The 26,399-nt window shown below is 59.5% G+C and carries 20 protein-coding genes and 1 pseudogene; 5 read left to right on the forward strand and 16 right to left on the reverse strand.

Translation table 11 applies throughout. The features are described from left to right. The first annotated feature begins 13 nt into the window (after positions 1-13). The gene (locus QIT27_RS01080; protein WP_285262625.1) at positions 14-1,402 is read left to right on the forward strand and encodes a YcjX family GTP-binding protein; all 1,389 of its coding nucleotides are present in this window, start codon (positions 14-16) and stop codon (positions 1,400-1,402) included. Then, a complete protein-coding gene (locus QIT27_RS01085; protein WP_285262626.1) occupies positions 1,399-2,436 on the forward strand; it encodes a YcjF family protein in 1,038 nt (345 codons plus the stop codon). The genes QIT27_RS01080 and QIT27_RS01085 overlap by 4 nt, the downstream gene beginning before the upstream one ends. An 18-nt stretch (positions 2,437-2,454) precedes the next feature. Here QIT27_RS01085 and QIT27_RS01090 read toward each other — a convergent pair whose 3' ends face one another. The 7 genes and pseudogenes from QIT27_RS01090 to QIT27_RS01120 all read right to left on the reverse strand — a co-directional run bounded on the left by QIT27_RS01090 (position 2,455) and on the right by QIT27_RS01120 (position 10,043). After that, entirely contained in the window at positions 2,455-3,576 is a 1,122-nt protein-coding gene (locus QIT27_RS01090) for an ABC transporter ATP-binding protein (RefSeq protein ID WP_285262627.1), read from the reverse strand. A 19-nt stretch (positions 3,577-3,595) separates the two neighbouring features. Beyond that, positions 3,596-4,474, reverse strand: coding sequence for a carbohydrate ABC transporter permease (locus QIT27_RS01095; protein ID WP_253017051.1), 879 nt, complete (start codon positions 4,472-4,474; stop codon positions 3,596-3,598). Further along, positions 4,467-5,381: a carbohydrate ABC transporter permease gene (locus QIT27_RS01100; protein ID WP_253017050.1), complete on the reverse strand. Its 915-nt coding sequence runs from the start codon at positions 5,379-5,381 to the stop codon at positions 4,467-4,469. Before QIT27_RS01100 ends, QIT27_RS01095 begins: the two co-directional genes overlap by 8 nt. A 98-nt stretch (positions 5,382-5,479) precedes the next feature. Further along, a complete protein-coding gene (locus tag QIT27_RS01105) occupies positions 5,480-6,760 on the reverse strand; it encodes an ABC transporter substrate-binding protein (RefSeq protein ID WP_285262628.1) in 1,281 nt (426 codons plus the stop codon). A 166-nt stretch (positions 6,761-6,926) separates the two neighbouring features. After that, positions 6,927-8,330, reverse strand: a complete 1,404-nt coding sequence (locus QIT27_RS01110) for an ATP-binding protein (RefSeq protein WP_285262831.1) — start codon at positions 8,328-8,330, stop codon at positions 6,927-6,929. A gap of 74 nt (positions 8,331-8,404) precedes the next feature. After that, a pseudogene (locus QIT27_RS01115) lies at positions 8,405-9,129 on the reverse strand (response regulator). A gap of 116 nt (positions 9,130-9,245) precedes the next feature. After that, positions 9,246-10,043, reverse strand: coding sequence for a Cof-type HAD-IIB family hydrolase (locus QIT27_RS01120; RefSeq protein WP_285262629.1), 798 nt, complete (start codon positions 10,041-10,043; stop codon positions 9,246-9,248). Between the two features lie 181 nt (positions 10,044-10,224). On the opposite strand from QIT27_RS01120, the gene QIT27_RS01125 reads away from it, so the two are divergent. From QIT27_RS01125 to gpgF, 3 genes are all read left to right on the forward strand, one after another. Continuing rightward, positions 10,225-12,165, forward strand: coding sequence for an exoribonuclease II (locus QIT27_RS01125; RefSeq protein ID WP_285262832.1), 1,941 nt, complete (start codon positions 10,225-10,227; stop codon positions 12,163-12,165). 145 nt (positions 12,166-12,310) lie between these two features. Then, positions 12,311-13,429, forward strand: coding sequence for an N-acetylglucosaminyl phosphatidylglycerol synthase (gpgS, locus tag QIT27_RS01130; RefSeq protein WP_253505728.1), 1,119 nt, complete (start codon positions 12,311-12,313; stop codon positions 13,427-13,429). Further along, a complete protein-coding gene (gene gpgF / locus QIT27_RS01135) occupies positions 13,407-14,423 on the forward strand; it encodes a glucosaminyl phosphatidylglycerol flippase (RefSeq protein WP_285262630.1) in 1,017 nt (338 codons plus the stop codon). Before gpgS ends, gpgF begins: the two co-directional genes overlap by 23 nt. 86 nt (positions 14,424-14,509) lie before the next feature. Here the strand turns inward: gpgF and sucD are convergent, their stop codons facing one another. The 9 genes from sucD to sdhC form a co-directional block, all read right to left on the reverse strand. Beyond that, the gene (gene sucD, locus QIT27_RS01140; protein WP_044627828.1) at positions 14,510-15,382 is read right to left on the reverse strand and encodes a succinate--CoA ligase subunit alpha; all 873 of its coding nucleotides are present in this window, start codon (positions 15,380-15,382) and stop codon (positions 14,510-14,512) included. After that, on the reverse strand, positions 15,382-16,548 hold the full coding sequence (sucC, locus tag QIT27_RS01145; protein WP_016914526.1) for an ADP-forming succinate--CoA ligase subunit beta: 1,167 nt from the start codon (positions 16,546-16,548) through the stop codon (positions 15,382-15,384). The genes sucD and sucC overlap by 1 nt, the downstream gene beginning before the upstream one ends. Positions 16,549-16,713: 165 nt before the next feature. Further along, positions 16,714-18,153, reverse strand: coding sequence for a dihydrolipoyl dehydrogenase (gene lpdA, locus QIT27_RS01150; protein ID WP_253017045.1), 1,440 nt, complete (start codon positions 18,151-18,153; stop codon positions 16,714-16,716). A gap of 112 nt (positions 18,154-18,265) precedes the next feature. Beyond that, positions 18,266-19,825 carry a 2-oxoglutarate dehydrogenase complex dihydrolipoyllysine-residue succinyltransferase gene (gene odhB, locus QIT27_RS01155; protein ID WP_285262631.1) on the reverse strand — a complete coding sequence of 520 codons (1,560 nt, stop codon included), beginning with the start codon at positions 19,823-19,825 and terminating at the stop codon, positions 18,266-18,268. A 38-nt stretch (positions 19,826-19,863) separates the two neighbouring features. Then, the gene (locus QIT27_RS01160; protein WP_253017043.1) at positions 19,864-22,698 is read right to left on the reverse strand and encodes a 2-oxoglutarate dehydrogenase E1 component; all 2,835 of its coding nucleotides are present in this window, start codon (positions 22,696-22,698) and stop codon (positions 19,864-19,866) included. Positions 22,699-23,031: 333 nt separating this feature from the next. Then, the gene (locus QIT27_RS01165; protein WP_016914530.1) at positions 23,032-23,742 is read right to left on the reverse strand and encodes a succinate dehydrogenase iron-sulfur subunit; all 711 of its coding nucleotides are present in this window, start codon (positions 23,740-23,742) and stop codon (positions 23,032-23,034) included. A gap of 27 nt (positions 23,743-23,769) precedes the next feature. Beyond that, positions 23,770-25,545: a succinate dehydrogenase flavoprotein subunit gene (gene sdhA / locus QIT27_RS01170; protein ID WP_285262632.1), complete on the reverse strand. Its 1,776-nt coding sequence runs from the start codon at positions 25,543-25,545 to the stop codon at positions 23,770-23,772. A 3-nt stretch (positions 25,546-25,548) separates the two neighbouring features. Continuing rightward, positions 25,549-25,896, reverse strand: a complete 348-nt coding sequence (sdhD, locus tag QIT27_RS01175) for a succinate dehydrogenase, hydrophobic membrane anchor protein (RefSeq protein ID WP_139525437.1) — start codon at positions 25,894-25,896, stop codon at positions 25,549-25,551. Next, complete coding sequence (gene sdhC / locus QIT27_RS01180) at positions 25,890-26,267, reverse strand: succinate dehydrogenase, cytochrome b556 subunit (protein WP_217352983.1); 378 nt, start codon at positions 26,265-26,267, stop codon at positions 25,890-25,892. Before sdhC ends, sdhD begins: the two co-directional genes overlap by 7 nt. Positions 26,268-26,399 lie beyond the last annotated feature (132 nt).

A 26,399-nucleotide genomic window follows, 5' to 3' on the forward strand; every position in this document is an offset into this window, starting at 1 on the left:
AGGAAGCGACAGGATGCGCCAGCCGTTAAGCCGCGAATTGAGCAACATGTTAGAGCGAAGCCGAGACCGGCAGCTGCGGCTGGCGGTAACGGGCCTTTCGCAAGCGGGTAAAACGGCGTTTTTAACCTCGCTGGTGAACCAACTACGCCATGCGGGCGTAGAAGCACAGTTAGACCTGCTACCGGTTGCCCGTGAAGGCCGCCTGCTAGGCGCGCAGCGTTTAAATCAGCCGGACTTAGGCGTGCCACGTTTCCCTTATGACCCCGGCATGGCATCGCTGAGAGACGTACCGCCGCGCTGGCCCGAGCCCACTCGAGGCATTAGCGAGCTGCGTTTACAGCTGCGCTACCGCCCTGCCCAACAGGGCTGGTTTACGCCGGATATCGCTCACCTGACGCTGGATCTGTTCGACTACCCCGGCGAATGGCTGCTGGATTTGCCGCTACTGCAGCACGACTTCTACAGCTGGAGCCAGAGCCAGGCCCAGCACGAAGGCCCTCATCGCCGGGCACTATTTAGCGAATGGCTGGCCGAGGCAGAGCAGCTAGACCCCAGGGCAGAAGCCGATGAAGCGCAGCTCGCCACGCTTGCCGAGGCCTACGCATTGGGCCTGCGTCGCGCCAAGCAGGCGGGCTTCTCTGACCTGCAGCCGGGGCGTTTTTTGCTGCCCGGCGAGCTGGATGGCGCACCGGTGCTGCAGTTCTTCCCGCTGCCCGGATTAGATACTCCCAAAGAAACCCTCGACGCCCTGCCCGAATCGAGCCTCTATGCCACCCTGGCGGCGCGTTTTCGCTACTATCAGCAGCAGGTGGTGCGCCCTTTCTACCGCGACCACTTCCGCCGCTTTGACCGCCAGATTGTGCTGGTGGACGTACTGGGCGCGCTCAACGCCGGGCCGGAGCGCTTTGAGGATCTTTCCCGCGCGCTGCAACAGCTGATGAAGAGCTTTGATTACGGCAAGCGCAGCCTGTTGACCCGCCTGTTCGCTCCCAAAATTGACCGCCTCGCCATTGCCGCCACCAAAGCGGACCACGTGACGCCCGACCAACACACCCACGTGGTGCAGCTGTTAGAAGCGCTGCTGGCGGAGCCATTGAAAGACTTACGCTTTGCCGATATCCCGGTGAAAGCGCTATCGCTGGCGGCCATTCGCGCCACCGAGGCCCGCGAAGTGCTGCATGATGGCAAGCGAACGCCAGCGCTGAAAGGCACCACGTTAGAAGGTGAAGATGTGCTGGTGTACCCCGGCGATGTGCCCAGCCGCCTGCCCAAAGCCGATTTCTGGCAGCAGCAAGGGTTTGATTTCCCCAGCTTCCGCCCGATGCCCGCCGATAGCGAGGCACTGCCCCACATCCGTATGGACGCCGCGATTGACTGGCTGATTGGAGACAAACTGACATGAGCAACCCTCAGCCCCGCCGCGACTTCCAAACCGAAGCGCCGCCCGAACCTACCCAGGAAACCCTGCGCCAGCATGAACGCTTTGCAGCGACTGAATCGCACCAGCCGCTAGCGACCCAAGCCGAACTCAAAGCGTTGCCGGAAGAGACCCTTGGCGCGCCCCGCAAGCGCCGCTGGGGGCTGATGTTCGCTTTGGCAGGCGGTGCCACACTCGGCACGGTAGAGCTGGCAACCGGCATTCCTGAAGCGCTGTCCCAGTCTCAGTGGATGGCGATGGCGTGGCAGCTGTTTGGGATTAGCCTGATTGGCTTGGGCGGCATATCGCTTCTCAAGGAGCTGGGCCGTTTGCGGCGTTTAAAGCGGCACGATCAGCTACGGGCCAACCTAGCCGAGCTTCCCCAGCGCTCCAGCAAACAAGCCCAGGCGATGGCCGTTCAGTTAAAACAGCAGCTTGCACTGAGCAACGACGACCCGCACTGGGTGGCCTTTCAGCGGGCGTGCCAGCCGCACCATAGCGGTGAAGAGATTCAAACCCTGCTGCGCTACCACCTGCTAGCCCCCCGTGACCGGGAAGCTCAGCGGTTGATTACGCGCATGTCGGGGGAAACCGCCATCATGGTGGCGGTTTCCCCGCTAACTCTGGTGGATATGGCGCTGGTGGCGTGGCGCAGCCTTGCCATGGTGGATAGGCTGAGCCGCCTGTACGGCCTGGAGCTTGGCTACGCCAGCCGCCTGCGGCTATTTCGCCACGTGCTGCATAACATGGCGTTTGCAGGCGCCAGCGAACTGGCTACCGATGCCAGCATGGACATGCTCTCGCTGGATTTGGCAGGCCGCCTTTCAGCAAGAGCCGGCCAAGGCTTAGCAACAGGGCTGCTAAGCGCCCGCCTCGGTATGCGCGCTCAGCGGCTGTGCCGCCCGGTGGCGTTTACACCAGAAGAGCAGCCCAAACTAGCCGACCTTCGCCAAGACCTCTGGCGGCAGATCAAGCGGCTAGATAAAGAGCCCGCCCCCGCCGCACGCAACAGCGATTAATACCGCTTACCCAGCGGCTCAAGCCAGCCGCTGCTCGGTTTCAGCATCGAACAGCACCGCCCGGGACATATCGACCCTCAGCGCCAAGCGCTCACCGGGCGACACCTCACACTTCGGCCCGACCCGCGCGGTAATCTCCTGCTCCCCTAACGGCAGGCGCAGCAGAATATCGGCACCGGTCGGCTCCACCACGCTCACCTTGGCTTCCAGCAGCGTGCCTTCGGCCTGCTCGCTGAGCCGCACATCCTCTTCGCTTAAATGTTCAGGCCGCAGGCCGAGAATCACCGGCTTGTCGAGCTGCTCCACCAGCCCTGCCGTATGGCGGGCCGCTGGCCACGGCAGCAGCAGGTCGGCTTCGTCGGGGGTGGCAATGCGCAGTGCATATCCATCGCCGTCGGCTTCCAGCGTAGCGCGGATGAAGTTCATCGACGGTGAGCCCATAAAACCCGCTACGAACATATCCACCGGGTTGTTATAGACCTCATCAGGGCTGCCTAACTGCAGAATATGGCCATCACGCATCACCGCGATGCAGTCCGCCAGGGTCATGGCTTCTACTTGGTCGTGGGTAACGTAGACGATGGTGGTGCCTAAACGCTGGTGGAGCTTTTTGATCTCGGTGCGCATATCCACGCGCAGCTTGGCGTCCAGGTTCGAGAGCGGCTCGTCGAACAGATAGACCTTAGGCTCCCGCGCTAGGGCGCGCCCCATGGCCACCCGCTGGCGTTGGCCGCCGGAGAGCTGGGCGGGCTTGCGCTCTAACAGGTGGGAGATTTGCAGCAGATCGGCCACCCGCTCCACGGCGGCTTCCCGCTCGGCCTTGGGCACTTTGCGCATCTCTAGGCCGAAGCTGATGTTTTGGCGCACAGTCATACTGGGGTACAGGGCGTAAGACTGGAACACCATGGCAATATCGCGCTCGGCGGGGGTGCGCCAGGTGACGTCTTCGCCGTCGATGTAAATATTGCCGCTGGTGACCGGTTCAAGGCCTGCGATGGCGTTCATCAGCGTGGATTTACCACAGCCGGATGGCCCCACCAGAATCAAAAACTCGCCGGAATCGATGGAGATGCTGACATCTTTCAGCACCCGTTCGCTGCCAAACTCTTTGCGTACGTTGTGAATCTCTAACGCTGCCATTATCAAAATCCTATTGTTATTAGCCCTTTACGGAGCCTGCCGTCAGCCCACGCACGAAGTATTTACCCGCCAGCACGTACACCACCAGGGTGGGCAGCGCGGCAATCATGGCGGCGGCCATATCGACGTTGTATTCGCGCACGCCGGTGGAGGTGTTCACCAAATTATTGAGCGCCACGGTAACCGGCTGGGTGTCGTGTGCCGAGAACGCCACGCCGAATAGGAAGTCGTTCCAGATTTGGGTGAACTGCCAAATCACCGAGACCACGATGATAGGGGCGGACACCGGCAGCAGGATGCGCCAGAAAATACGGAAGAATCCGGCACCGTCCAGCTTGGCCGCCGAGACCAGCTCGTTGGGAATGCCCACATAGAAGTTGCGGAAAAATAGCGTGGTAAAGGCGATACCAAACACCACGTGCACCAGGATCAGCCCCGCCCGCGAGCTGGAAAGCCCCAGCCAGCCCAGGGTTTGTGCCATGGGCAGCAGCACCACCTGAAACGGGATAAAGCAGCCAAACAGCATCAGCGCAAACACCAGCTCAGAGCCTTTGAAGCGCCATTTGGTCAGGGCGTAGCCGTTCAGCGCCCCTACGGCGGTGGAGATCAGCACCGCAGGAATGACGATGGCAAAAGAGTTCCAGAAATAACCGCCCACGCCTTCGCAGCGCATGCCGGTGCAGGCTTCGCCCCAGGCTTTTGTCCAGGGGGCCAGCGTTGGGTTTTGCGGTAACGACAGCAGCGTACCGGCGCTGATTTCGCTCAGCGGCTTAATGGAGGTCATCAGCATGACCACCAGCGGCAGCACGTAGAACAGCGCAGCGATGACCAGCACCGCGTACAGCACGCCCCGCCACAACTTGGCCGCAGGCGTTTGGCGACGAATCACATTAGCCATGTTTGCGGCTCCTTAATTCGGAGTAGAGGTAAGGAATCAGGATGGCCAGCACACCGCCGAGCATCAGCATGGCACTGGCAGAGCCCAGGCCGATTTGCGCGCGGTTAAAGGCGTGGGTGTACATAAAGGTGGCGGGTAAGTCCGTTGCATAACCCGGCCCGCCGCCGGTAAGTGCCACTACCAAGTCAAAACTCTTGATCGCAATGTGGGCCAGAATCATCACCGCGCTGAACACCACCGGGCGCAGGCAGGGCATGACCACCCGCCAGTAAATGCGCGGCAGGCTCGCGCCATCGAGCTGGGCAGCTTTAATAACGCTATCGTCGATACCGCGCAGACCGGCGAGAAAGAGCGCCATCACAAAGCCAGAGGCCTGCCAAACGGCGGCGATCACCAAGGTATACACCGCCATATCCGGATCAACGATCCAGTCGAACTCGAACGACTCGAAGCCCCAGCTGCGCACCATGGCCTGGATGCCTAGCTGCGGGTTCAGCAGCCACTTCCACACGACCCCCGTGACGATGAACGACAGCGCCATAGGGTAGAGATACACCGTGCGTAGCGCGCCCTCCTGACGAATCTTTTGATCCAACAGCATCGCCAGCAGCGCACCCAGCACTAAGCAGATCACGATAAACAGCGTGCCAAAGATCATCAGGTTGGTAGAGGCCACCCACCAGCGCTCGTTGGCCATCAGCCGCGCATACTGGCCAAACCCGACAAAATCGTAGCTGGGCAGCATGCGCGAGCTGGTGAGTGATAGAACAAAGGTCCACAGCATAAAGCCGTAAACGAAAAACAGAGACACCGCCACCGAGGGTGCCAGCACTAGCCTTGGCAGCCAGGCCTGCAGCCGACCAGAGGCCGTTGGCCGCAACGCGGTGCGCGTTGGGGTTTCGCTCATGGGGAATTCCTCACCAGTCAACCGCTAGCGCCGCCGTTGCGGCGGCGCTGGTTACGTACGTTTAGCGCGTGCTTGCGCTATTGCCAACAGTGCCGCGCTTAAAACGAGGCGGCTTCTGCGGCGCTGACCAGTCGCTGGGCAGCCTCTTCGGCGGGCATATCGGCGTCATTGAAGTAGTTGGTCACAACGTCAAAGATAGCCCCCTGAACGTCGGCACGAACGGCCATACCATGGGCCATGCTGGGTACTAAGCCATCCTCATCAGCAGTGCTCTGGAAATCGGCCATCGACTGTTGGGCGCAGCTGTCGAACTCGCTCATATCCAGGTCAGGACGCGCGGGAATGGAGCCTTTGGCTAGGTTGAAGGCTTCCTGGAAGGTGGGCTCTAACACCAGGCGCGCCAGCGTGTGCTGAGCTTCACGCTCGGCATCATCGGTCACGCGGAACATCGCCAGGCTATCGATGTTGAAGGTAAAGGCGTCTTCGGTGCCCGGAGCGGCGGCGCACAGGTAGTCTTCACCGGCGGTCAGACCCGCGGCGGTGAATTCCCCCTTCGCCCAGTCACCCATCAACTGGAAACCGGCCACGCCTTCAATCACCATTGCGGTGGCAATGTTCCAATCGCGGCCCGGCATGCCTTCATCCATCAGCTCGCGCAGGCGTTTGAAGTCTTCCAGTGCGGCGACCATCTGCTCGCCGCCCAGTGCTTCTGGGTCGAGCTCCACCAGCGCCTGCTGGTAAAACTCGGTGCCTTGGCTGCCTAACACCACGCTTTCAAACACGGTGGCATCCTGCCAGGACTGGCCACCGTGGGCTAGCGGCACAAAACCCGCTTCTCGAATGGCTTCCCCGGCGGCAAACAGCTCATCTAGGGTGGTGGGCATTTCTACGCCTGCGGCTTCCAGCACGTCCGGGTTGGCCCATAGCCAGTTAACCCGGTGTACGTTCGCGGGCACGGCTACGTACTGGCCGTCGTAACGCATAATATCGGCCACAATCTCTGGTAACAGGTCGTTCCAGCCTTCGGCATCCGCCACTTCGTTCAAGTCACCCAGCAGGCCAAGCTCGCCCCACTCCTGAATTTCCGGGCCTTTAATTTGCGCGGCGGAGGGTGGATTACCTGACATGGCGCGGGATTTAAGCACCGTCATGGCGGTTTCACCGCCACCACCGGCCACCGCAAAGTCCTGCCAGCCGTAACCTTCGGCTTCGAGTAGCTCTTTGAGGACGTTGGCCGCGCGGGCTTCACCACCGGATGTCCACCAGTGGAGTACTTCTACATCGCTTGCTTGGGTAGTGCCTGCGGCCATGGCGGTGCCTGCCGCTAAGGCCAGTGCGAGGGCGGATTTTTTAAACGTGGGCAACTGCTTAATCAGCATGGGTAGCTCCTGCTATTGTTGTTATCGCGAACACCAGCCCTGAAAGACTTGGCGGCTGTCGCTGTTGTAATGCCGTGACACACGCGGTGCAAAACGGCTTTTAGCAGAGTACGACAGCGAGCCGCATAACGGGAGTTACCGAGTCCTGCATAGTGTTAGCGATGTATTACAAGTCTGTAACACTTGATTGGCGAGGCAGCGTTAGCGTGGCCAGCAAGCCGCCTGCGGGGTGATTAGCAAGGGTAATATCGCCCCCATGGGCACGGGCGATATGCCGGGCAATGCCTAGCCCCAGGCCGCTTCCACCGGTGTGGCGGCTTCTGGACACCTCCAGGCGTACAAAGGGTGAAAACACGCGGCCAAGCTGATCCTTAGGGATGCCAGGGCCACTGTCGTGAATATGTAGGCGCACCACGCCCGCCTGCTCTTCCAGCGTTACCCTCGCCCGCTGGCCGTAAAACACCGCATTTTCTAATAGGTTCGCCAGGCAGCGCTTCATCGCCAGCGGTTTGACCGTGAGTGGCGCCACCTGCCCTGCCACCTGCACTTCGCCCCCCTGCAAGCGCAGCGCCTCGGCCAGCTCGGTCGTTAGCGCGTTGAGATCCGTTGGCTGCGGCTCTTCATGCAGGTCTAACCCCTTGACCGAGGCGAGCGCGCCTTTGACCAGCTCGGATAGCTCATCCAGCGAGGCGCAGAAGCGTTCGCGCTGAAGCGGGTCATCCAGCATTTCAGCTCGTAAGCGCATGCGGGTAATCGGCGTTTTTAAGTCGTGGGAGATCGCAGAGAAGAGCCGCTCGCGCTCCTCCACCTGCTCGCGAATACGCCGCTGCATGCGGTTAAACGCTACGGCGGTGGCCGCTACCTCCTTGGGGCCGCTCTCTTTCAGCGGCGGGCTGTCCAGGTCATCACCTAACTGACGTGCCGCCCGGGAGAGCCTTGCCAGCGGCCGCGTCACGCTGGTGATGCCCAATAGCGACAGCGCCAGCACGGTGAGCAGCACGACGATGCCCGCTAGCAGTCGCTCTTCTGAGAGCCAGCGGTAGCCGCTGAAAATATCCGGCACGCCCAGCAGCGTGGCGACATAGAGCCAGGTATCGGGAGCAAGCTCCAGCTGCACCACCAGAATGGGCGGCGAAAGGGGCTCCATCAGCAGGCTGTGCTGGCCCCAGCGGGGCGGCAGGTCGTAAAGCAGCACTTCATTATTGAAGACCCGTAGGGTTTCCGGGCGGGAGAACTCCACCACCACATCGTCAATCGAGAGCTGCTGGGTCAGAATGGTGCGCACGTTGCTCACCACCACCTCTTTTTCCGGGCCGCTGCCGATATCCGCCACGGGAATACGCCGCTCATTCACGCTGACAAAAAAACGCGTGCCGCCCATGCTGCGCAGCTGGTCGAGCACGATATGCCGATAGTCCACCGGCAGTGAACGGAAGAATTTCATGGTGGAGGCGATGCTAAACGCCATATTGCTGGAGAGCTCATCGAGCTGTTCGAGCTGGCTGGCGCGCACCTGGGAAGTCCAAATGGTATAGCTTGCCACCTGAGCGGCCAGCACCCCGGCAATCATAATAATGACAAAGCGCCCGCGCAGGCTGCCGGGCAGCCAGTGCGAGTGTCGTTTCAGCCAGCGTCGCCACTGCCTCACGGTGCCGCATCTACCCTGGCCGTGAGCACGTAGCCCGCCCCGCGTACGGTACGAATCAACTGTGAATGCTGGGCATCTTCACCTAAGCGCTGACGCAGCCGACACACGTGCACGTCAATCGAGCGGTCCAACGGCGGCGCATCGCGGCCACGGGTCAGGGTGTAGAGATCATCGCGAGTAATCACCTGGGCGGGGCGCTCTAAAAACACCTGGAGCAGCTGAAAATCTGCCCCGGAAAGCGCGGTGCGCTCGCCGGTGTGATCAACTAGTTCCCGCGTCATTCGGTCGAGCTGCCACTCACCAAAGCGTACCCAGCGCGCTTCATGAGGGGCGGCCGCTGCGGCCGCCGGGCGCGTGCGGCGTAGTACCGCTTTAATGCGCGCCAGCAGCTCGCGGGGATTGAAGGGTTTGCCGATGTAATCGTCGGCCCCTAGCTCCAGCCCCAGGATACGGTCGGTATCGTCAGCGCTAGCGGTGAGCATGATGATGGGAGTGTCGTTGGTTTTGCGCAGCTCCCGACAGATGGTAAAACCGTCATCCCCGGCATCATCACATCGACGATCAGTAAATCCGGCGTGTGCTCGGCAAGCTGTTGGTAGAGCGCATTCGCCCCTTCTGCGGTCAGCACGTGGTAACCGTGCCGCCCCAGGTAATCCGCCAGCAGCTCGCGAATTTCCGGGTCATCGTCGACCACCATCAAGGTCGCAGGCGTGGTTGTCATCGTGGAAAGCGCCCCTAAGTTATTATCGTTTTAAGGGCTAGATGATGGTGGAGCGCTCCGCCTACCGCAAGCGGCTATCGACTAAGGTGGCAGAGCGAAAATGACAGCGACAAATGCTAAAGCCCAAAGCGCTGCTTCAGGAATAACGCCACCGCTGCTTCGCCGTGGTGGCCGATCCGCTGGGCGTCTGGCACGCGATCGAACAGCGCCGGATGAGCGTTGGCCATAACCTGGGCCTCGCCTGCCAGGGTGAGCATTTCGGTGTCGTTGAGGTTATCGCCAAAGGCTAGGCAGTCGGCGGCGGTGAGCCCAAGCGACTCCAGCAACGCCGCTAGCGCCACGCCTTTATTCACCCCGCCCGCCATGATCTCTAGCGAGTCCACCGTGGAGTAGGTAATGTGCAGCCCATCGCCATGCGCCGCTTGGGCCTGAGCCTCCAGCTCTGCCAGCGCATCCGGGTCGCCCAAATAGAGCACTTTACCTACGCCGTTGGCGTCCATCTTCTCCGGTGGCACGACCTCATAGCGAAAGCCCGTCGAGGCGTGCAGTGAAAGCAGGTGCGGCGCTTCGGCGTCCACATGCCAGCCCGCTTCGCGGTAAAGGTTGAGGCGCACCTGTGGCGGCCGGGGTAAATGAATCAGCGTGTGGGCGTGATCCGGGTTGAGGTGCGACGCGCTCACCAAGCCATCGTCCGGGTCGTGGGTGTAAGCCCCGTTGGTGCTGATCAGGTGAGCAGGCACGCCCAGCTCATCGCGGAAGACGCGCATATCGTGGTAGTGGCGGCCAGAGGCCAGCGCCAAATGGTGCCCCTGCCGAACCAACTCTCGGAGCACCTCCACGGTGCTGTCATGTAACCGGTGGTCGCTGCCCAGCAACGTACCATCCAGGTCGGAAACGATCAGGCGAGGGGTCATCAAAGCGCTCCTTGTGCGTTAGCAGGGTTAGCGTGGCAGTTCGCTCAGCTTAACCGATTCAGCCAACCGTAAGTAAGTCATTGACCTGCCGTCGCCGTCGCCACTTCCCCAGGGGCAACGATTGGCGCGGCCAGTGGGAATCCGTATAGTGGCAACCTACTCTCGCCAACTGATTGAACACATGCTTCAAAACAACTCCCTGCTTGCCCAGCTCAAGCAACAGATCCGTGAAACCACCCCGCGCGCTGAAGGGGTGATCAAAGCCACAGAAAAAGGCTTTGGTTTTCTTGAAACTGATAGCGGCGAATCCTATTTCGTGCCGCCCCCCGCCATGAAACAGGTGCTGCACGGCGACCGTGTGGAAGCCGTGATTCACGAAAACGGTGATAAAAAGTCGGTTGAGCCTGAAAAGCTTATTGAAGCCGGTTTAGACCGCTTCGTTGCTCGCGTGCAAAAGCGCGAAGGCCGCCTCGCGGTGGTGCCGGATCATCCCTCGATTCGCAACGTTCTAAAAGCACGCATCAAAAACAGCCTGGATGAAGACTCGATTGCCGACGGCGATTGGGTCGTGGCGCGTTTGGTGCGTCACCCGCTAAAAGAGAACGACCGCGGCTTCTTCACTCAGATTGATGAGCTAGTGGCCAAAGCCGATAACCCGGCCGTACCGTGGCGCGTGACGCTTGCTCGCCACGCACTGGAGCAAGAGTGCCCGGATGCCGGCAGCGACTGGCCGCTGCACGATGAAGGCCTGACGCGTGAAGACCTCACCGAGCAGCCGTACTTCACGATCGACGGTGAAAAAACCCGCGATATGGATGACGCGCTACACGTAGTGGCACGCCCGGAAGGCGGCTGGCAACTGAGCGTGGCGATTGCCGACCCCACCGCTTATGTGGAAGAGGGCCATGCTGCCGACCTGGAAGCCCGCGTTCGTGCATTTACCGTGTACCTGCCGGGCCAGAACGTGACCATGCTGCCCGAGCAGTTGGCGGATAACCTGTGTTCGCTGTGGGAAGGCCAAGAGCGCCCTGCCCTGGCCTGCACGCTGAACATTAACGCCGACGGCAGCCTGGGCGACTACCGCTTCTTCGCGGCCAACGTGAAGTCCCACGCTAAGCTGGTGTACGAGCGCGTCTCTGACTGGATTGAAGGCCAAGGCGACTGGGCACCGGCAGATAATATTGCTGAGCAGCTACACGCCCTGCGTGAGCTGACCGAAGCGCGTACCGCGTGGCGTAACGAGCACGCGCTGGTATTTAAAGATCGTCCTGATTACGTGTTCGATCTGGATGAAGCGGGCAACGTGCTGGGGATTCATACCGAAGACCGCCGCATTGCCAACCGCATGATCGAAGAGTCGATGATTGCTGCCAACGCCTGCTGTGCGGACTTCCTGGCCAGCCATATCGGCCACGGCATCTTCAACGTGCACCGCGCTTTCGAGCCGGAAAAAGCCGAAGCGGCACAAGAGTTCCTGGCGACTCAGGACATCGAAGTGGCCCAGGAAGCGCTCACCGAGCTTGCCCACTATAAAGAGCTGAAGCGTGCGCTTGAGAGCCGCGACGACGCTTGGCTGGATGCGCGCCTACGCCGTTTCCAGGGCTTCACCAGCATGTCGGCCCAACCTGGCCCGCACTTCGGCCTGGGCCTGCCCGCCTACGCCACCTGGACCTCGCCGATTCGTAAATATGGCGATATGGTCAACCACCGCTTGATCAAGCGCGTGCTGAAGGGCGAGCAGGCTCCGGCAGAAGCCAGCCAACAGCTCACCGAGCAGCTCACCGAGCGCCGCCGCCTGAACCGCATGGCCGAGCGCGACGTGAAAGATTGGCTCTACGTGCGCTACCTGACCCCGGCCGCGCAGAATCAGGACACCTTTGACGCAGAGATCATGGCGATCAACCGTGGCGGCATGCGGGTTCGCCTGATCGAGAACGGCGCGACGGCGTTCGTGCCCGCCCCCTTGATGCACAGCGACCGCGATAAAGTGGTCATCGATGACAAAGAGGGCCGCATTCAGATCGAAGGCGAAGAGCGCTTCAAGCTGGGCGATAGCCTGCGCGTATCGCTCACGGAAGCCCGCGAAGAGACGCGCTCGCTGGTTGCCAAACCCGCTGCCTAAACCCACGGGGCATTTGCCAGCAAGCGCTAAACGCCACGGCCATGCCGTGGCGTTTTTATTTCCGCCGCGCGGTGACGTTGTCGCAGAACTGACTTATTTCTACCCTAAGGTAATTCGATGACACTCATGTGGCTCGGAGGTTACCTTGCACATCGCCGATGTGACCATGTTCCACGCCCCGGCAAGCGGCGGCGTTCGCACCTATTTACAGGCCAAACATCGCGTCCTCTCGCGCACACCCAACCTCCGTACCAGCCTGCTGGTGCCAGGGGCTGAGCGTGATAGTTTGGGCGACCACCACACGCTACCAGCGCTGCATCTGCCTCTTGGGCAAGGCTATCGATTCCCGCTGCGCCGCCGCCCTTGGCGTGATGCCTTGGTAGACCTCTCCCCCACGTTAATCGAAGCAGGCGACCCTTACGTTACCGCTTGGGCAGCGCTGGAGGCTGGCCAACGCTTGGGCGTGCCGGTGGTGGGTTTCTATCACTCCGATTTACCCCACTTGATGGGCGACCGTTTTGGCCGCCATGTTCGCCAGCGACTAATTCGCTACGTGGTGGACCTGTACCAGCGCTTTGATAGCGTACTGGCCCCCTGTCATGCGATGGCCAACCGACTCACCGAGTGGGGCGTGCCCAACGTGCGCGTGCAGTCGTTAGGGGTTGATTTAGAGCAGTTTCACCCGTCACGGCGCGACCCCGGCTTCCGTGCGGCCATGGGTATTCCTGCGGATAAAAAGCTGCTGATCTTTGTCGGCCGCTTTTCCCGAGAAAAGAATATCGACGTACTACTCGCCACCATGCGGGCGCTTGGCAGCGACTACCACCTGCTGCTAATGGGACCGGGCATGCCGACTCAAGTACCTAGCAATGTCACGGTGGTCAATCGCTGCTGCGGTAGCCATGAAGTGGCCCGCGCGCTTGCCAGTAGCGATGCGCTGCTGCATGCGGGCACCCGCGAAACCTTTGGGCTGGTGGCCCAGGAAGCGATGGCCAGCGGCCTGCCGGTGATTGGCGCGCGGGCGGGCGCGCTGATCGAGAACGTACCGCTGGGCGCGGGCGTGCTTTGCCAGCCTCTTGACCCGGACGCGATGGCGGACGCCTGCTCCGCGCTGTTTAGCAACGATATTGCCGCCAGCGGACGCTACGCGCGCCATTTTGTTGAGCGCCAGTTTAGCTGGGATAGCGTCATTGGCTCGCTGCTGACGCACTATGTCGACCTCTGTGGACTCGAACAGCCCGATGCCCGTGTCGTCCGCCGCTAACGCCCAACGGCTGCTGCGCTTTCGTCCGCTACACGGCGCTCTGCTGCTGGCTGCCCTGGTAGCGCCGCTGGTGCTCACATCGCTTGCAGGGGGCAGCCAAGCGTTTGAGCATGTGGCGCAGTTTCCCATTGGCCTACTGGTTCTGATGATCGCCATGGCGGCGCTGTGCTGGAACTTGAACGCTGCCCGGCTACGCCTGATGCTGAACGGCCGCGCTGGCCAGCTTGGGCAGCGGGGCGCGCTGGGCATCGAGCTGGCGGCGAAGTGCGCGCTCTGCGCCACGCCAGGCGGTAGCGGCGGCCCGGCCACTCTGCTGTTACTACTTGCCCAGCGGGGATTTTCGCCCTCAAAAGGCACCGCCGTGTTTCTCATCGACCAGGGGTGCGACCTGCTGTTCTTTCTGCTGATGCTGAGCGGTTTGGTGGCGATGTCGGTTTTCGGGGATGCCCAGTGGCCACACCAGGGGCTGGTTCAGCTCTCGTTACTGGGATTGGCGCTGTTAGCGGTGGGCGTCTCGCTGATGATGGGGTACTTACCCAGGCTGCTGCGTACTCGACGCCAGTGGCTGGCCTGGCTACGTCCTAGCCGCAGGCGCTGGCTGGTCCGGCGGCTGTTACGCTGTCGCCATGCGCTGCGTATGACGCTGGCGCTACCCAAAGCCACATTGGCAGCGATGCTGGCACTCACAACCCTACACTGGCTGCTGCGCTACAGCTTGCTTTACCTAGCGGTGATTGGCATCGGGGGGCATGCCGACTGGCTCTGGACGTTTTTAACCCAGATGCTAGCTATGGCCGCTAGCCAATTCAGCTTTCTGCCTGGCGGCGCGGGGGCGGCTGAAGTGGGGGTGGGAAGCCTGCTGCTGCCCTTAATGGGCCGGGAGCAGGCCGCTGCCGCCGTGTTGGTTTGGCGGCTGATTAGCTACCACTTGTATCTTGCCGCTGGCGCGCCGCTGCTACTGCTCTACAGCGCGCGCATGCTGCGTCAGCGCTAGCCACCTCACCGCTTGACTTAACCTCCTCAAACGCAAAAAGGGCACCCGAAGGTGCCCTTTTCAGCGTCACGAAGAAAATGCGCGGCTTACCAGCCGGTCACTTCTTTCAGCGCGTCGCCAATTTGCGCCAAAGAACGAACGGTTTTCACACCGGCGTCTTCAAGAGCCGCAAATTTCTCATCGGCAGTACCTTTACCGCCAGAGATGATGGCGCCCGCGTGGCCCATACGCTTGCCAGGAGGTGCAGTGACACCGGCAATGTAGGAAACCACCGGCTTGGAAACGTTGGCCTTGATGTAAGCCGCGGCTTCTTCTTCGGCGGTGCCGCCGATTTCACCGATCATCACGATCGCTTCGGTTTTCGGGTCCTTCTCGAACATCTCCAGGATGTCGATGAAGTTAGAACCCGGAATCGGGTCGCCGCCGATACCGACACAGGTAGACTGACCGAAACCGTGGTCAGTGGTCTGCTTAACGGCTTCATAGGTCAGAGTACCAGAGCGGGAAACGATACCAACGCGGCCCGGCTGGTGGATGTGACCCGGCATGATACCGATTTTGCACTCACCGGGAGTGATCACGCCCGGGCAGTTCGGGCCGATCAGGCGTACGCCCAGCTCGTCGCATTTTACTTTTGCGTCAAGCATATCGAGGGTTGCGATGCCTTCGGTGATGCACACGATCAGCTTGATGCCAGCGTTCGCAGCTTCAAGGATCGAGTCTTTGCAGAACGGTGCCGGTACGTAGATCACGCTAGCTTCTGCACCAGTTTTCTCGACCGCTTCTTTCACGGTATTGAAAACAGGCAGGCCCAGGTGCGTCTGGCCGCCTTTGCCCGGCGTAACACCACCGACCATTTGCGTGCCATAGGCAATCGCCTGCTCGGAGTGGAACGTGCCCTGGCCACCGGTGAAACCTTGGCAGATGACCTTGGTGTTCTTATCGATCAGGATGCTCATTACTTGCCCTCCGCTGCTTTTACAACCTGCTGAGCCGCGTCGGTCAGACTGGTAGCAGCGATGATGTTCAGACCGCTAGACGCCAGTTTTTCAGCGCCCAATTCAGCGTTGTTACCTTCCAGGCGAACGACCACCGGGACGTTAACGCCCACTTGCTCAACGGCACCGATGATGCCTTCAGCAATCATGTCGCAACGAACGATGCCGCCGAAGATGTTCACCAGAACAGCTTTCACGTTGTCGTCAGACAGGATGATCTTGAACGCTTCTGCGACGCGCTCTTTGGTCGCGCCGCCGCCAACGTCCAGGAAGTTAGCGGGTTTGCCGCCACTCAGGTTGACGATGTCCATGGTGCCCATGGCCAGGCCTGCGCCGTTCACCATGCAACCAATGTTACCGTCGAGGGCGACGTAGTTAAGTTCCCACTTCGCCGCGTCGGCTTCACGCTGATCTTCCTGGGAAGGATCGCGCATGGCCTGCAGGTCCGGGTGACGGTACAGGGCGTTGCTATCCAGGCCCAGTTTGGCATCCAAGCAGTGCAGGTTGCCTTCGTCAGTGATGACCAGCGGGTTGATCTCAAGAAGTGCCAGATCTTTGTCGTGGAACAGCTTGGACAGACCCAGGAAAATCTTGGTGAACTGCTTCACCTGATCACCTTCCAGGCCCAGCGCAAAGGCCAGCTCGCGAGCTTGGTAGGGCTGTGCGCCGACCAGCGGATCGATTTCAGCTTTGAGGATCTTTTCCGGCGTCTCTTCGGCGACGGTTTCAATCTCAACACCGCCTTCGGTAGAGGCCATGAAGACCACACGGCGGGTAGTACGGTCAACAACCGCACCCAGGTAGAGCTCGTCTGCGATGTTGGTGCAGGTCTCTACCAGAATTTTAGCAACCGGCTGACCTTTTTCGTCAGTCTGGTAAGTCACCAGGTTTTTACCCAGCCACTGCTCGGCGAAGGTTTTAGCTTCTGCCGGGTCTTTAATCAGCTTAACGCCGCCCGCTTTACCGCGGCCACCAGCGTGAACCTGGGCTTTAACCACCCACATGTCACCGCCGATTTTTTTGCACGCTTCTACTGCTTCTTCGGGAGTGTCCACGGCAAAGCCTTTGGACACTGGCAGACCATAATCAGCAAACAGCTGTTTGCCTTGATACTCGTGAAGGTTCATCGATTCATGCCATTGGTTGCATGTGACTCGAACGATGATCAGCTGGCTCGACAGACTACCTGCAAGGCACTGATCATCCCCGTACTTTCAGTTTCCTACAAGCTACCGCGCAGGGCTGAAAGTGTTGCGCCACCTGACGGTGGCGCTTGGTTGTTGCTTAGCGAATTACTTACGCTTCTTACGGTTTGCCATATGAATCGCATGGCCTTCTACCGCAAGTGCCGCTTCGTGCACGGCTTCCGACATGGTCGGGTGCGCGTAGCAGGTCAGCGCGAGGTCTTCAGCGCTAGAGCCGAATTCCATCGCGATAACGCCCTGGGCGATCATTTCACCCGCGTGCTGACCCACGATGTGCATGCCGAGGATACGGTCAGTTTCCGCATCGGCAATGATCTTGGCGCTGCCTTCGGTAGCGTTGTTCGCCATGGCACGACCGCTGGCCGCGAACGGGAAGCTGCCAGTTTTGACTTCGATGCCCTTAGCTTTGGCATCTTGTTCCGTCATACCCACCCACGCCACTTCCGGGAAGGTGTAGATCACGTTCGGAATGGTGTCGTAGTTCATCTCGGCTTTGTGGCCAGCGATGATGTCCGCCACCATGATGCCCTCTTCAGACGCTTTATGCGCCAGCATCGGACCGCGTACACAGTCACCGATGGCGTAAACGCCCGGCACGTTGGTGCGGCACTGGTCGTCGACGAAGATAAAGCCACGCTCGTCCAGCTCGACGCTTACACCGTCAGCGATCACGCCTTTGGTGTAGGGGCGACGGCCAACGCAAACGATCAGCTTGTCGAAGGTCATTTCCTGTTCGCCGTTGGCATCGGTGTACTTGACGACGACTTCGTCGCCTTTCGCTTCCGAACCGGTCACACGGGCGCCCAGTTTGATGTCCAGACCTTGCTTCTTGAGCAGTTTCTGGGTCTCTTTGGCAATGGCGGTGTCGACCATCGGCAGGAAGGAGTCCATCGCTTCCAGAACGGTCACTTCAGAACCTAAACGGTTCCAAACACTGCCCAGCTCAAGGCCGATAACACCAGCACCGATAACGCCAAGACGCTTCGGCGTTTCCTGGAATTCCAGTGCGCCGGTAGAATCGACGATCAGGCCTTCGGTCAGCGGGGTCGGCGGAATTTCCACCGGCACGGAACCTGCTGCGATGACGATGTTGTCGGCGTCGTAAGTGGTGGTGTTGCCGTCGAGGTCGGTCACCTCAACCTGCTTGCCAGAAACCACTTTACCGGTCCCTTCGATGGCGGTAACGCCGTTAGCCTTGAACAGGCCAGAGATGCCGCCGGTCAAGTTCTTAACGATTTTGTCCTTACGCGCCATCATCTTCTTGACGTCCATGGTGACGTCACCGGCTTCAATACCCATGTCGTCGAAATCGTGCTTGGCTTCGACGAACTTGTGCGACGCTTCAAGCAACGCTTTGGACGGGATACAGCCTACGTTCAAGCAGGTGCCGCCGTGTACGACCTTACCTTCTTTACCGATCCATTTTTCAACACAGGCGGTTTTCAGACCCAGCTGCGCAGCGCGAATAGCCGCTACGTAGCCACCAGGGCCTGCACCGATAACGATCACGTCAAACTTGTCAGCCATGTTGGCTCCTTTAGCTTGGTGGCCTCCTCCCGGTGGGATGACAGCGGGCAGGAGGCTGAGTGCGATTAACTAAGCGTGCTCATGAATAGCGAAGGCGGATCAGCGCGCTTCGTTATACGTCCAGCAGCAGACGAGCCGGGTCTTCCAACAGCTCTTTAATCGTAACCAGGAATTGTACCGCGTCTTTGCCGTCGATCATGCGGTGGTCGTAAGAGAGTGCCAGATACATCATCGGGCGAATCTCGACCTTGCCATTGACCGCCATCGGACGCTCCTGGATCTTGTGCATGCCCAGGATCGCAGTTTGCGGCGGGTTGATGATCGGCGTCGACATCAGCGAGCCAAAGATACCGCCATTGGTAATGGTGAAGGTGCCGCCCTGCATTTCGTCGATGCCCAGCTTACCGTCACGCGCCCGCTTACCAAAGTCGACGATCGTCTTCTCGACGTCGGCGATTTTCATGCTGTCGGTATCACGCAAAACCGGTACCACGAGGCCGCGATCCGTCGATACGGCCACGCCGATATCCTGGTAGCCGTGGTAAACGATATCGGTACCGTCGATGGAGGCGTTGACATCCGGGAAGCGCTTGAGAGCTTCGGATGCGGCTTTCACGAAGAAGCCCATGAAGCCGAGCTTGGTGTCGTGGGCCTTCAGGAAGGTATCTTTGTACTGGGCACGCAGTGACATCACCGCGCCCATGTCCACTTCGTTGTACGTGGTCAGCATGGCAGCGGTCTGCTGAGCCTGAACCAAACGCTTGGCGATGGTTTGACGCAGACGGCTCATCGGCACGCGCTTCTCGGCACGCTCACCCTCGACCGCTGGCGCAGCAGCGGCTTTGGCAGGCGCAGAAGATTTGGCCGTTTTCTTGGCCGAGCCATCTTTAACGGCTTTCTGAACGTCTTCTTTCAGAATACGGCCGCCTTTGCCGGTACCTTCGATCTTGGACACATCCAAATCGTGCTCGGCCACCATTTTACGTGCCGCCGGTGCGAGAATCTTATCGCCGACTTTCTCGTCAGCGCCTTCGTCGTCGCTGCTGGAAGTGTCGTTAGAAGCCGGTGCGCTAGCTTCATCGCTACCGCCACCTTCAACGAAGGTCGCCAAAATCGCTTCGGACTCTACTTGGCTGCCCTCTTCGGCCTTGATCTCTTGCAGCGCGCCGTCAGCCGGTGCTACGACTTCCAGCACGACTTTGTCGGTTTCGATGTCGGCGAGTACTTCGTCACGCTTGACCGCTTCGCCGACCTTCTTGTGCCACGTGGCGACGGTGCCTTCCTGGATGGACTCAGGGAAGCTAGGCGCTTTTACATCGTGCTTTTTACCGCCGCCAGCAGGCTTAGACTCTGCTTTTGATTCGGTTTTTTCAGCGCTGCTATCGCTAGAAGCGCTCTCTTTAGAAGAACTATCTTCTTTGCTGCCAGACGCGCTGCCTTCGCCAATTTTGCCCAATACTTGCTCAGACTCGACGGTATCGCCCTCTTCGGCCATTACGTCGGTTAGGGTACCCGCTTCCGGTGCGACGACTTCGAGCACCACTTTGTCGGTTTCGATTTCAACAATCAGCTCGTCGCGTTCGACGCTGTCACCCGGCTTTTTATGCCACGCGGCCACAGTGCCTTCGGCAACGGATTCCGGAAAGGTTGGCGCTTTGATCTCAGTAGCCATGTCGTTTCCCTTATGTGTTCTCTAAACCCGGTGGGCGCTTATAGATTAAAAGCGTCTTCCACCAGCTGGCGCTGCTGTTCAGTGTGGACGGACATGTAGCCCGCTGCCGGAGCAGCCGAGGCAGGACGCCCTGCGAATTTCAATTCACGCCCAAGGCCGTCTTTCAACATATCGGCCACGGTACGCATGTGGTGCTGACTGGAGTACCAGGCGCCTTGGTTCAGCGGCTCTTCCTGACACCACACGATGTCTTCCACATTGGCATACGCCTGGAGCACTTCCAGAAGCTCTTCTTTCGGGAAGGGGTAGAGCTGCTCTAGACGAATGATCGCCGTATCGTCACGCTCGTTTTCAGCGCGCCAGTTAGCCAAATCGTAGTAGACCTTACCGGCACACATGATGACGCGGGTGACGTTGTCGGCGTCGAGATTCGCTTGATCCGGCAGTACCATGTGGAACTTGCCGTGGGCGAGATCTTCCAGGCTCGACACTGCTTCTTTGTGGCGTAGCAGCGACTTCGGCGACATGACCACCAGCGGCTTGCGCAGCGGACGAATCACCTGGCGGCGCAGCAAATGGAAAATCTGCGCAGGCGTCGTCGGTACGCACACCTGCATGTTGTGCTCGGCGCACAGCTGCAAGAAGCGCTCTAAACGGGCTGAGGAGTGCTCGGGCCCCTGCCCCTCATAGCCATGAGGCAGCAGCATGGTCAAACCACACAGACGGCCCCACTTGGTTTCACCCGAGGAGATGAACTGATCCACCACTACCTGGGCGCCGTTGAAGAAGTCACCGAACTGAGCTTCCCAGATGACCAGGTCATTCGGGGCGGTGGTCGAGTAACCGTATTCGAACGCCAACACGGCCTCTTCCGAAAGGAACGAGTCGTGAATGGTGAAGCGCGGCTGACCATCGGACATGTTTTGCAGCGGCACGTAGGTCGAACCATCTTTCTGGTTGTGCACGACCGCATGGCGGTGGGAGAACGTCCCGCGACCTACGTCCTGGCCGGTGATACGGATCGGATGGCCTTGGTCCAGCAGCGTGGCGTACGCCAGGGTTTCTGCAAAGCCCCAGTTGAGCCCCATGCCGCCCGCCTGCATTTTTCGACGGTCCTCATAGATCTTGGCAACCTGGCGCTGAACGTCGACACCGTCCGGAATGTCGCACATTTTCGCGGCTAGCTGCTGAAGGCGCTTCATATCGAAGGTGGTATCGGCATCGCCGGTCCACTCGTGGCCAAGGTACGGCGCCCAATCCACGAACAGCGACGTGTTCGGCTCTTGCACCAGGGCGTTGGCCACGTGGTTACCCGCCACGAGATCATCGCGATAGGTTTCCACCATCGCTTTGGCGTCCTCTTCCGAGATAACGCCCTGCTCTACCAAGCGCTGCGCGTAAAGCGTGCGCGAAGAGGGATGATCTTTGATCTTGGCGTACATCATCGGCTGAGTGCCTGACGGCTCATCCGCCTCGTTGTGACCACGGCGGCGGTAGCACACCAGATCGATCACGACGTCTTTCTTAAACTGCTGACGATAATCCAGCGCCACTTGGGTGGCGTGAATCACTGCGTCAGGGTCATCGCCGTTGACATGGAAAATCGGCGCCTGAACCATTTTGGCAATGTCAGTACAGTATTCCGTAGAGCGCGCATCCAAGGGGTTCGAGGTGGTGAAGCCCACTTGGTTATTGATGACGATATGCACCGTGCCGCCCGTTTTGTAGGCACGGGTTTGAGACATCTGGAATGTCTCCATCACCACGCCCTGACCGGCGAAAGCGGCATCACCATGGACGTTGATGGGCAGTACTTTGCTGCCTTCATCGTCGTTACGACGATCCTGGCGGGCGCGTACGGACCCTTCGACCACCGGCGCAACGATCTCCAGGTGCGACGGGTTGAACGACATGGCGAGGTGGACTTCCCCACCCGGTGACATGACGTTCGAGCTAAAGCCCTGGTGGTATTTCACATCGCCAGAGCCACGCTCGATGACTTTCTTGCCATCGAACTCGTCGATCAGATCCGCCGGGTTTTTACCCAGGATATTGACCAGCAGGTTCAAGCGGCCACGGTGAGCCATGCCAATGACGACTTCTTTGGTACCGTAACCACCGGCGCGCTGAATCAGTTCGTCCATCATTGGCACGAACGACTCACCACCTTCAAGACCGAAGCGTTTGGTGCCTGGGTACTTGGACGCCAGGTAGTTTTCCAAACCTTCCGCTGCGGTCAAGCGCTCCAGTACGTGCTTACGCACATCGTCGCTGAACTTGGGCGCACTGCGGACAGACTCGAAACGACGCTGCAACCAACGCTTCTCTTCGGTATCGACGATGTGCATGATTTCGCAACCGATGGAGCGACAGTAGGTCTGCTCCAGCGCGTCGACGATGTCACGCAGCGGCGCTTTATCAATACCCAGGAAGAACGAACCGGTTTGAAACTCGGTGTCGAGATCAGCTTTAGAGAGCTGGTGGAACGACAGGTCGAGGTCGGGAACGGGGGTGGGATTACGCAGCCCAAGCGGGTCGATATTGGCCTTCTGATGGCCACGGAAGCGATAAGCGTTGATCAGCTGCAGGACTTTGACCTGCTTTTTGTTCTCACCGCTGTCGGGGGCGGCGGCTACCCGGCCCGGGCGGCTTTCACGGCCCAGTTGGTAGAACTGATCACGAATGGGGCTTAGTGGAACATCGTGGGAGGCACTGCCCTCAGGACGCGGCAGCTGGTCAAAATAGCTGCGCCACTCGTCTGAGACAGAATCAGGATCGGCGAGGTACTGCTCGTAAAGCGCTTCCACGTAGTGGACATTGCCACCACTAACGTGAGAGGAACGCCACATCAACTCCATTATGCCTTGTTGCATCTCTCGGTCACCCTGCACTGATGGGGTGGTATCGGCATCGCTGCATGCGCGCAACGACATCGCTATTGCCCTGCCGGCGGGGCGGGACGTTTGCCGGCGGCGCCGACCGAAGGCCGGAAGCCCTTGTTCATACACGTATTTGCGACGCGTTTCTCACTCAGTTCATGCTCAAAAGCCGGTACTTAAAGCACCGGCTTTTAAACTTGACTGGTCATGGTGCGACGCGTCGCCGCACCGTGACAGCCCCTATGATAACAAGCGAAGCGCTACGATTTAAGTAGCTTTATGCTGCAACTTACGTGGTAGACGCTTTTTCTTCATAGGATTAAGTAGTTACGTGGCGTCCGCGAGCAACATTTCACGAATTTTACCAATCGCACGGGTCGGGTTGAGCCCTTTCGGACACACGGCGACGCAGTTCATGATGCCACGGCAGCGGAAGACCGAGAACGGATCTTCCAGGCTGGTCAGGCGCTCACGAGTTGCAGTATCGCGGCTGTCGGCCAGGAAGCGGTAGGACTGCAGCAGACCCGCTGGGCCTACGAACTTGTCCGGATTCCACCAGAACGACGGGCACGACGTGGAGCAGCACGCGCAGAGAATACACTCGTACAGGCCGTCGAGCTTGTCGCGCTCTTCCGGCGACTGCAGGCGCTCGATGGCCGGTGCCGGGGTGTCGTTCTGCAGGTACGGCTGAATACGCTCGTACTGCTTATAGAACAGCCCCATATCGACCACCATATCGCGGATGACCGGAAGGCCAGGCAGCGGGCGCAGCGTCAGCTTGTTGTTTTTCACAACGTCTGACAGCGGCGTGATGCACGCCAAGCCATTTTTGCCGTTCATGTTCATGCCATCGGAACCGCACACGCCTTCACGGCAGCTACGGCGATAGGCCAGACCGCTGTCTTGCTCTTTCATCAAGTGCAGAACATCCAGCACCATCAGATCGCGGCCTTTGGTATCGACCTGAAACTCCTGCATATAAGGTGCGGAGTCGGTTTCCGGATTGTAGCGGTATACGGATACCTGAAGATTGGACATGGTGACTCCCTCTCGTCGGTGCAGAGATTAGTAGGTACGAACCTTGGGCTCGAACGTATCGACGGTTTTCGGCTTGAAGTTGACGTCGCGCTTCTTCAGCTCTTTGCTGGCCGGGAAGTAGAGCGAGTGTTTCAGCCAGTTGACATCATCACGGTCAGGGTAGTCGTAGCGCGAGTGGGCACCACGGCTCTCTTTACGCTCGAGGGCAGCAATCGCCGTTGCTTCTGCCACTTCCATCAGGTTGTCCAGCTCCAGCGCTTCGACACGAGCCGTGTTGAACGCGTTGGATTTGTCCGGCAGGTGCGCATTGGCAATGCGGCCACGCAGGTCCGCCAGCTTTTTGACACCTTCTTGCATGTTTTTCTCTTCACGGAATACACCGAAAGAGTTCTGCATGATGTCTTGCAGCTCGGCTTTCAGCGCCGGAATGCTTTCGCCACCCTCTTCGGATTCGTTCCAACGCGTGATGCGCTTCATGGCGAACTCGATGTCCGACTCGGAAGCGTCGAGGTATTCGATACCTTCGTTCAGCGCGCCTTCGATGAACATACCCGCCGCACGGCCGAACACCACCAGGTCGAGCAGTGAGTTACCGCCCAGGCGGTTAGCACCGTGAACAGATACACACGCCGCTTCACCACAAGCGAACAGGCCGTTGACGATACGATCGTTGCCGTCGTCGTCTTGGGTGATGGCCTGGCCATGGATGTTGGTCGGAATACCGCCCATCATATAGTGGCAGGTCGGCACGACCGGAATCGGGTCTTTCGCCGGATCGACGTGAGCGAAGGTTTTAGACAGTTCTACGATACCCGGCAGACGCTTGCCAAGAACTTCGTCACCAAGGTGATCGAGTTTCAAGAAGACGTGGTCGCCCTTCTCGCCACAACCGCGGCCTTCGAGGATTTCCATGACCATGGAGCGTGCCACGACGTCACGACCTGCCAGGTCTTTGGCGTTGGGCGCATAGCGCTCCATGAAACGCTCACCGTCTTTATTGATCAGGTAGCCGCCTTCACCACGGCAACCTTCGGTCACCAGGGTACCCGCACCGTAAATACCGGTCGGGTGGAACTGCCACATTTCCATGTCCTGCATCGGGAAGCCAGCGCGCAGCGCCATACCAATGCCGTCACCGGTATTGATCAGAGCGTTGGTGGTAGAGGCGTAAATACGGCCCGCACCGCCAGTGGCCAGAACCGTGGCTTTCGATTTGACGTGCACCACTTCACCGGTTTCGATGCACATGGCGATACAGCCTACTACATCACCACTGGCGTTCTTGACCAGGTCCACCGCGTACCACTCGTTCAAGAACGTGGTGTTGTTCTTGAGGTTGTTCTGGTACAGAGTATGCAGCAGCGCATGGCCGGTACGGTCGGCTGCCGCACAGGTGCGAGCCGCCTGGCCGCCTTCGCCAAAGTTTTTTGACTGACCGCCAAACGGGCGCTGGTAGATACGGCCGTTATCGAACCGCGAGAACGGTAGGCCCATGTGCTCCAGTTCGAAGACCGCTTTGGGGCCTTCGGAACACATGTATTCTGCGGCGTCTTGGTCAGCAATGTAGTCGCCGCCTTTGACCGTGTCGTACATGTGCCAACGCCAGTCGTCGTTCGGGTCGGCAGACGCGATGGCACAAGTGATGCCGCCTTGAGCGGAAACCGTGTGAGAGCGTGTCGGGAACACTTTGGACAGAACGGCTGTCTTCTTACCGGATTTCGCCAGTTCAAGCGCAGCACGCAGGCCAGAGCCACCGCCACCGATGATAATGGCGTCGAATGTCAGGCTACGAAGGTTAGACATGTATCAAGCTCCCCACAGAATTTGAATGCCCCACACCAAGTACACGAAGATGGCCAGAATGATCAGCGTCTGGGCACCCACGCGCAGGCGAGTGGACTTGAGGTAATCGGTGGTGACTGTCCACAAACCGATCCAGGCGTGCGCGGCGATCGAGATAAACGCCAGCAGCGAGAAAATGCGCATCCAGGTTTGCTCGAACAGACCGCTCCAGGTGTAGTAATCCAGATTCGGATTGAGCAGCAGGTAGGCGACCACGAAAACGGTGTAAAGGGCCAGAACGACCGCAGAAACACGCTGCATTAGCCAGTCAGACAGCCCGCTGCGCCCAAAACTTGTGATGTTGGTTACCATACCCAAACTCCTGCCAGAATGATCAGAACTGCGCTTACTACGACGGTCGCCTGTGCTTTTTTCACGCCACCTTCTAATGTCACGCCAATGTTGGCATCCATCAACAAGTGCTTGATGCCCGCGACGAAGTGGAACGCCAAGGCAGACAGCAGCCCCCACGCAACGAACTTGGCGAAGAAATTGTTAGCCAAGGCGCTGCTGACAGCGTCGAAGCCAGCCGGAGATGACAGGGATTTACCCAACGCCCAAAAAGCGAAGATCAGGCCAACGAACAGGATGACACCCGTGATACGGTGTGTAATCGACGTTAGCGCCGGTAGTGGGAAATGTATCGTGGTTAGGTCTAGGTTTACGGGTCGTTTGCTATTCACGGCGTTATACACACTCTCTTGGCCCGCTCTGCGACAGGTCGGGCATAGCCCGAGCGGGCAGTGGTTGCTGGAAGGGGCTCGGCCGTTGCCAAGTCGGGCACGACCACCTACCTGCCGGTCGCGCGCCGTGGA

It is taken from the genome of Halomonas sp. LC1 (assembly GCF_030247125.1).
In the GTDB taxonomy this organism is placed as follows: domain Bacteria; phylum Pseudomonadota; class Gammaproteobacteria; order Pseudomonadales; family Halomonadaceae; genus Vreelandella.

Excerpts from the sequence above, each read along its gene's own strand:
- QIT27_RS01080 (WP_285262625.1), top strand. The coding sequence starts at position 14 with ATGCGCCAGCCGTTAAGCCGCGAATTGAGCAACATGTTAGAGCGAAGC.
- QIT27_RS01085 (WP_285262626.1), top strand. The coding sequence starts at position 1,399 with ATGAGCAACCCTCAGCCCCGCCGCGACTTCCAAACCGAAGCGCCGCCC.
- QIT27_RS01090 (WP_285262627.1), bottom strand. The coding sequence starts at position 3,576 with ATGGCAGCGTTAGAGATTCACAACGTACGCAAAGAGTTTGGCAGCGAA.
- QIT27_RS01095 (WP_253017051.1), bottom strand. The coding sequence starts at position 4,474 with ATGGCTAATGTGATTCGTCGCCAAACGCCTGCGGCCAAGTTGTGGCGG.
- QIT27_RS01100 (WP_253017050.1), bottom strand. The coding sequence starts at position 5,381 with ATGAGCGAAACCCCAACGCGCACCGCGTTGCGGCCAACGGCCTCTGGT.
- QIT27_RS01105 (WP_285262628.1), bottom strand. The coding sequence starts at position 6,760 with ATGCTGATTAAGCAGTTGCCCACGTTTAAAAAATCCGCCCTCGCACTG.
- QIT27_RS01110 (WP_285262831.1), bottom strand. The coding sequence starts at position 8,330 with ATGATTGCCGGGGTGCTGGCCGCTCAGGTGGCAAGCTATACCATTTGG.
- QIT27_RS01120 (WP_285262629.1), bottom strand. The coding sequence starts at position 10,043 with ATGACCCCTCGCCTGATCGTTTCCGACCTGGATGGTACGTTGCTGGGC.
- QIT27_RS01125 (WP_285262832.1), top strand. The coding sequence starts at position 10,225 with ATGCTTCAAAACAACTCCCTGCTTGCCCAGCTCAAGCAACAGATCCGT.
- gpgF (WP_285262630.1), top strand. The coding sequence starts at position 13,407 with ATGCCCGTGTCGTCCGCCGCTAACGCCCAACGGCTGCTGCGCTTTCGT.
- sucD (WP_044627828.1), bottom strand. The coding sequence starts at position 15,382 with ATGAGCATCCTGATCGATAAGAACACCAAGGTCATCTGCCAAGGTTTC.
- sucC (WP_016914526.1), bottom strand. The coding sequence starts at position 16,548 with ATGAACCTTCACGAGTATCAAGGCAAACAGCTGTTTGCTGATTATGGT.
- lpdA (WP_253017045.1), bottom strand. The coding sequence starts at position 18,153 with ATGGCTGACAAGTTTGACGTGATCGTTATCGGTGCAGGCCCTGGTGGC.
- odhB (WP_285262631.1), bottom strand. The coding sequence starts at position 19,825 with ATGGCTACTGAGATCAAAGCGCCAACCTTTCCGGAATCCGTTGCCGAA.
- QIT27_RS01160 (WP_253017043.1), bottom strand. The coding sequence starts at position 22,698 with ATGCAACAAGGCATAATGGAGTTGATGTGGCGTTCCTCTCACGTTAGT.
- QIT27_RS01165 (WP_016914530.1), bottom strand. The coding sequence starts at position 23,742 with ATGTCCAATCTTCAGGTATCCGTATACCGCTACAATCCGGAAACCGAC.
- sdhA (WP_285262632.1), bottom strand. The coding sequence starts at position 25,545 with ATGTCTAACCTTCGTAGCCTGACATTCGACGCCATTATCATCGGTGGC.
- sdhD (WP_139525437.1), bottom strand. The coding sequence starts at position 25,896 with ATGGTAACCAACATCACAAGTTTTGGGCGCAGCGGGCTGTCTGACTGG.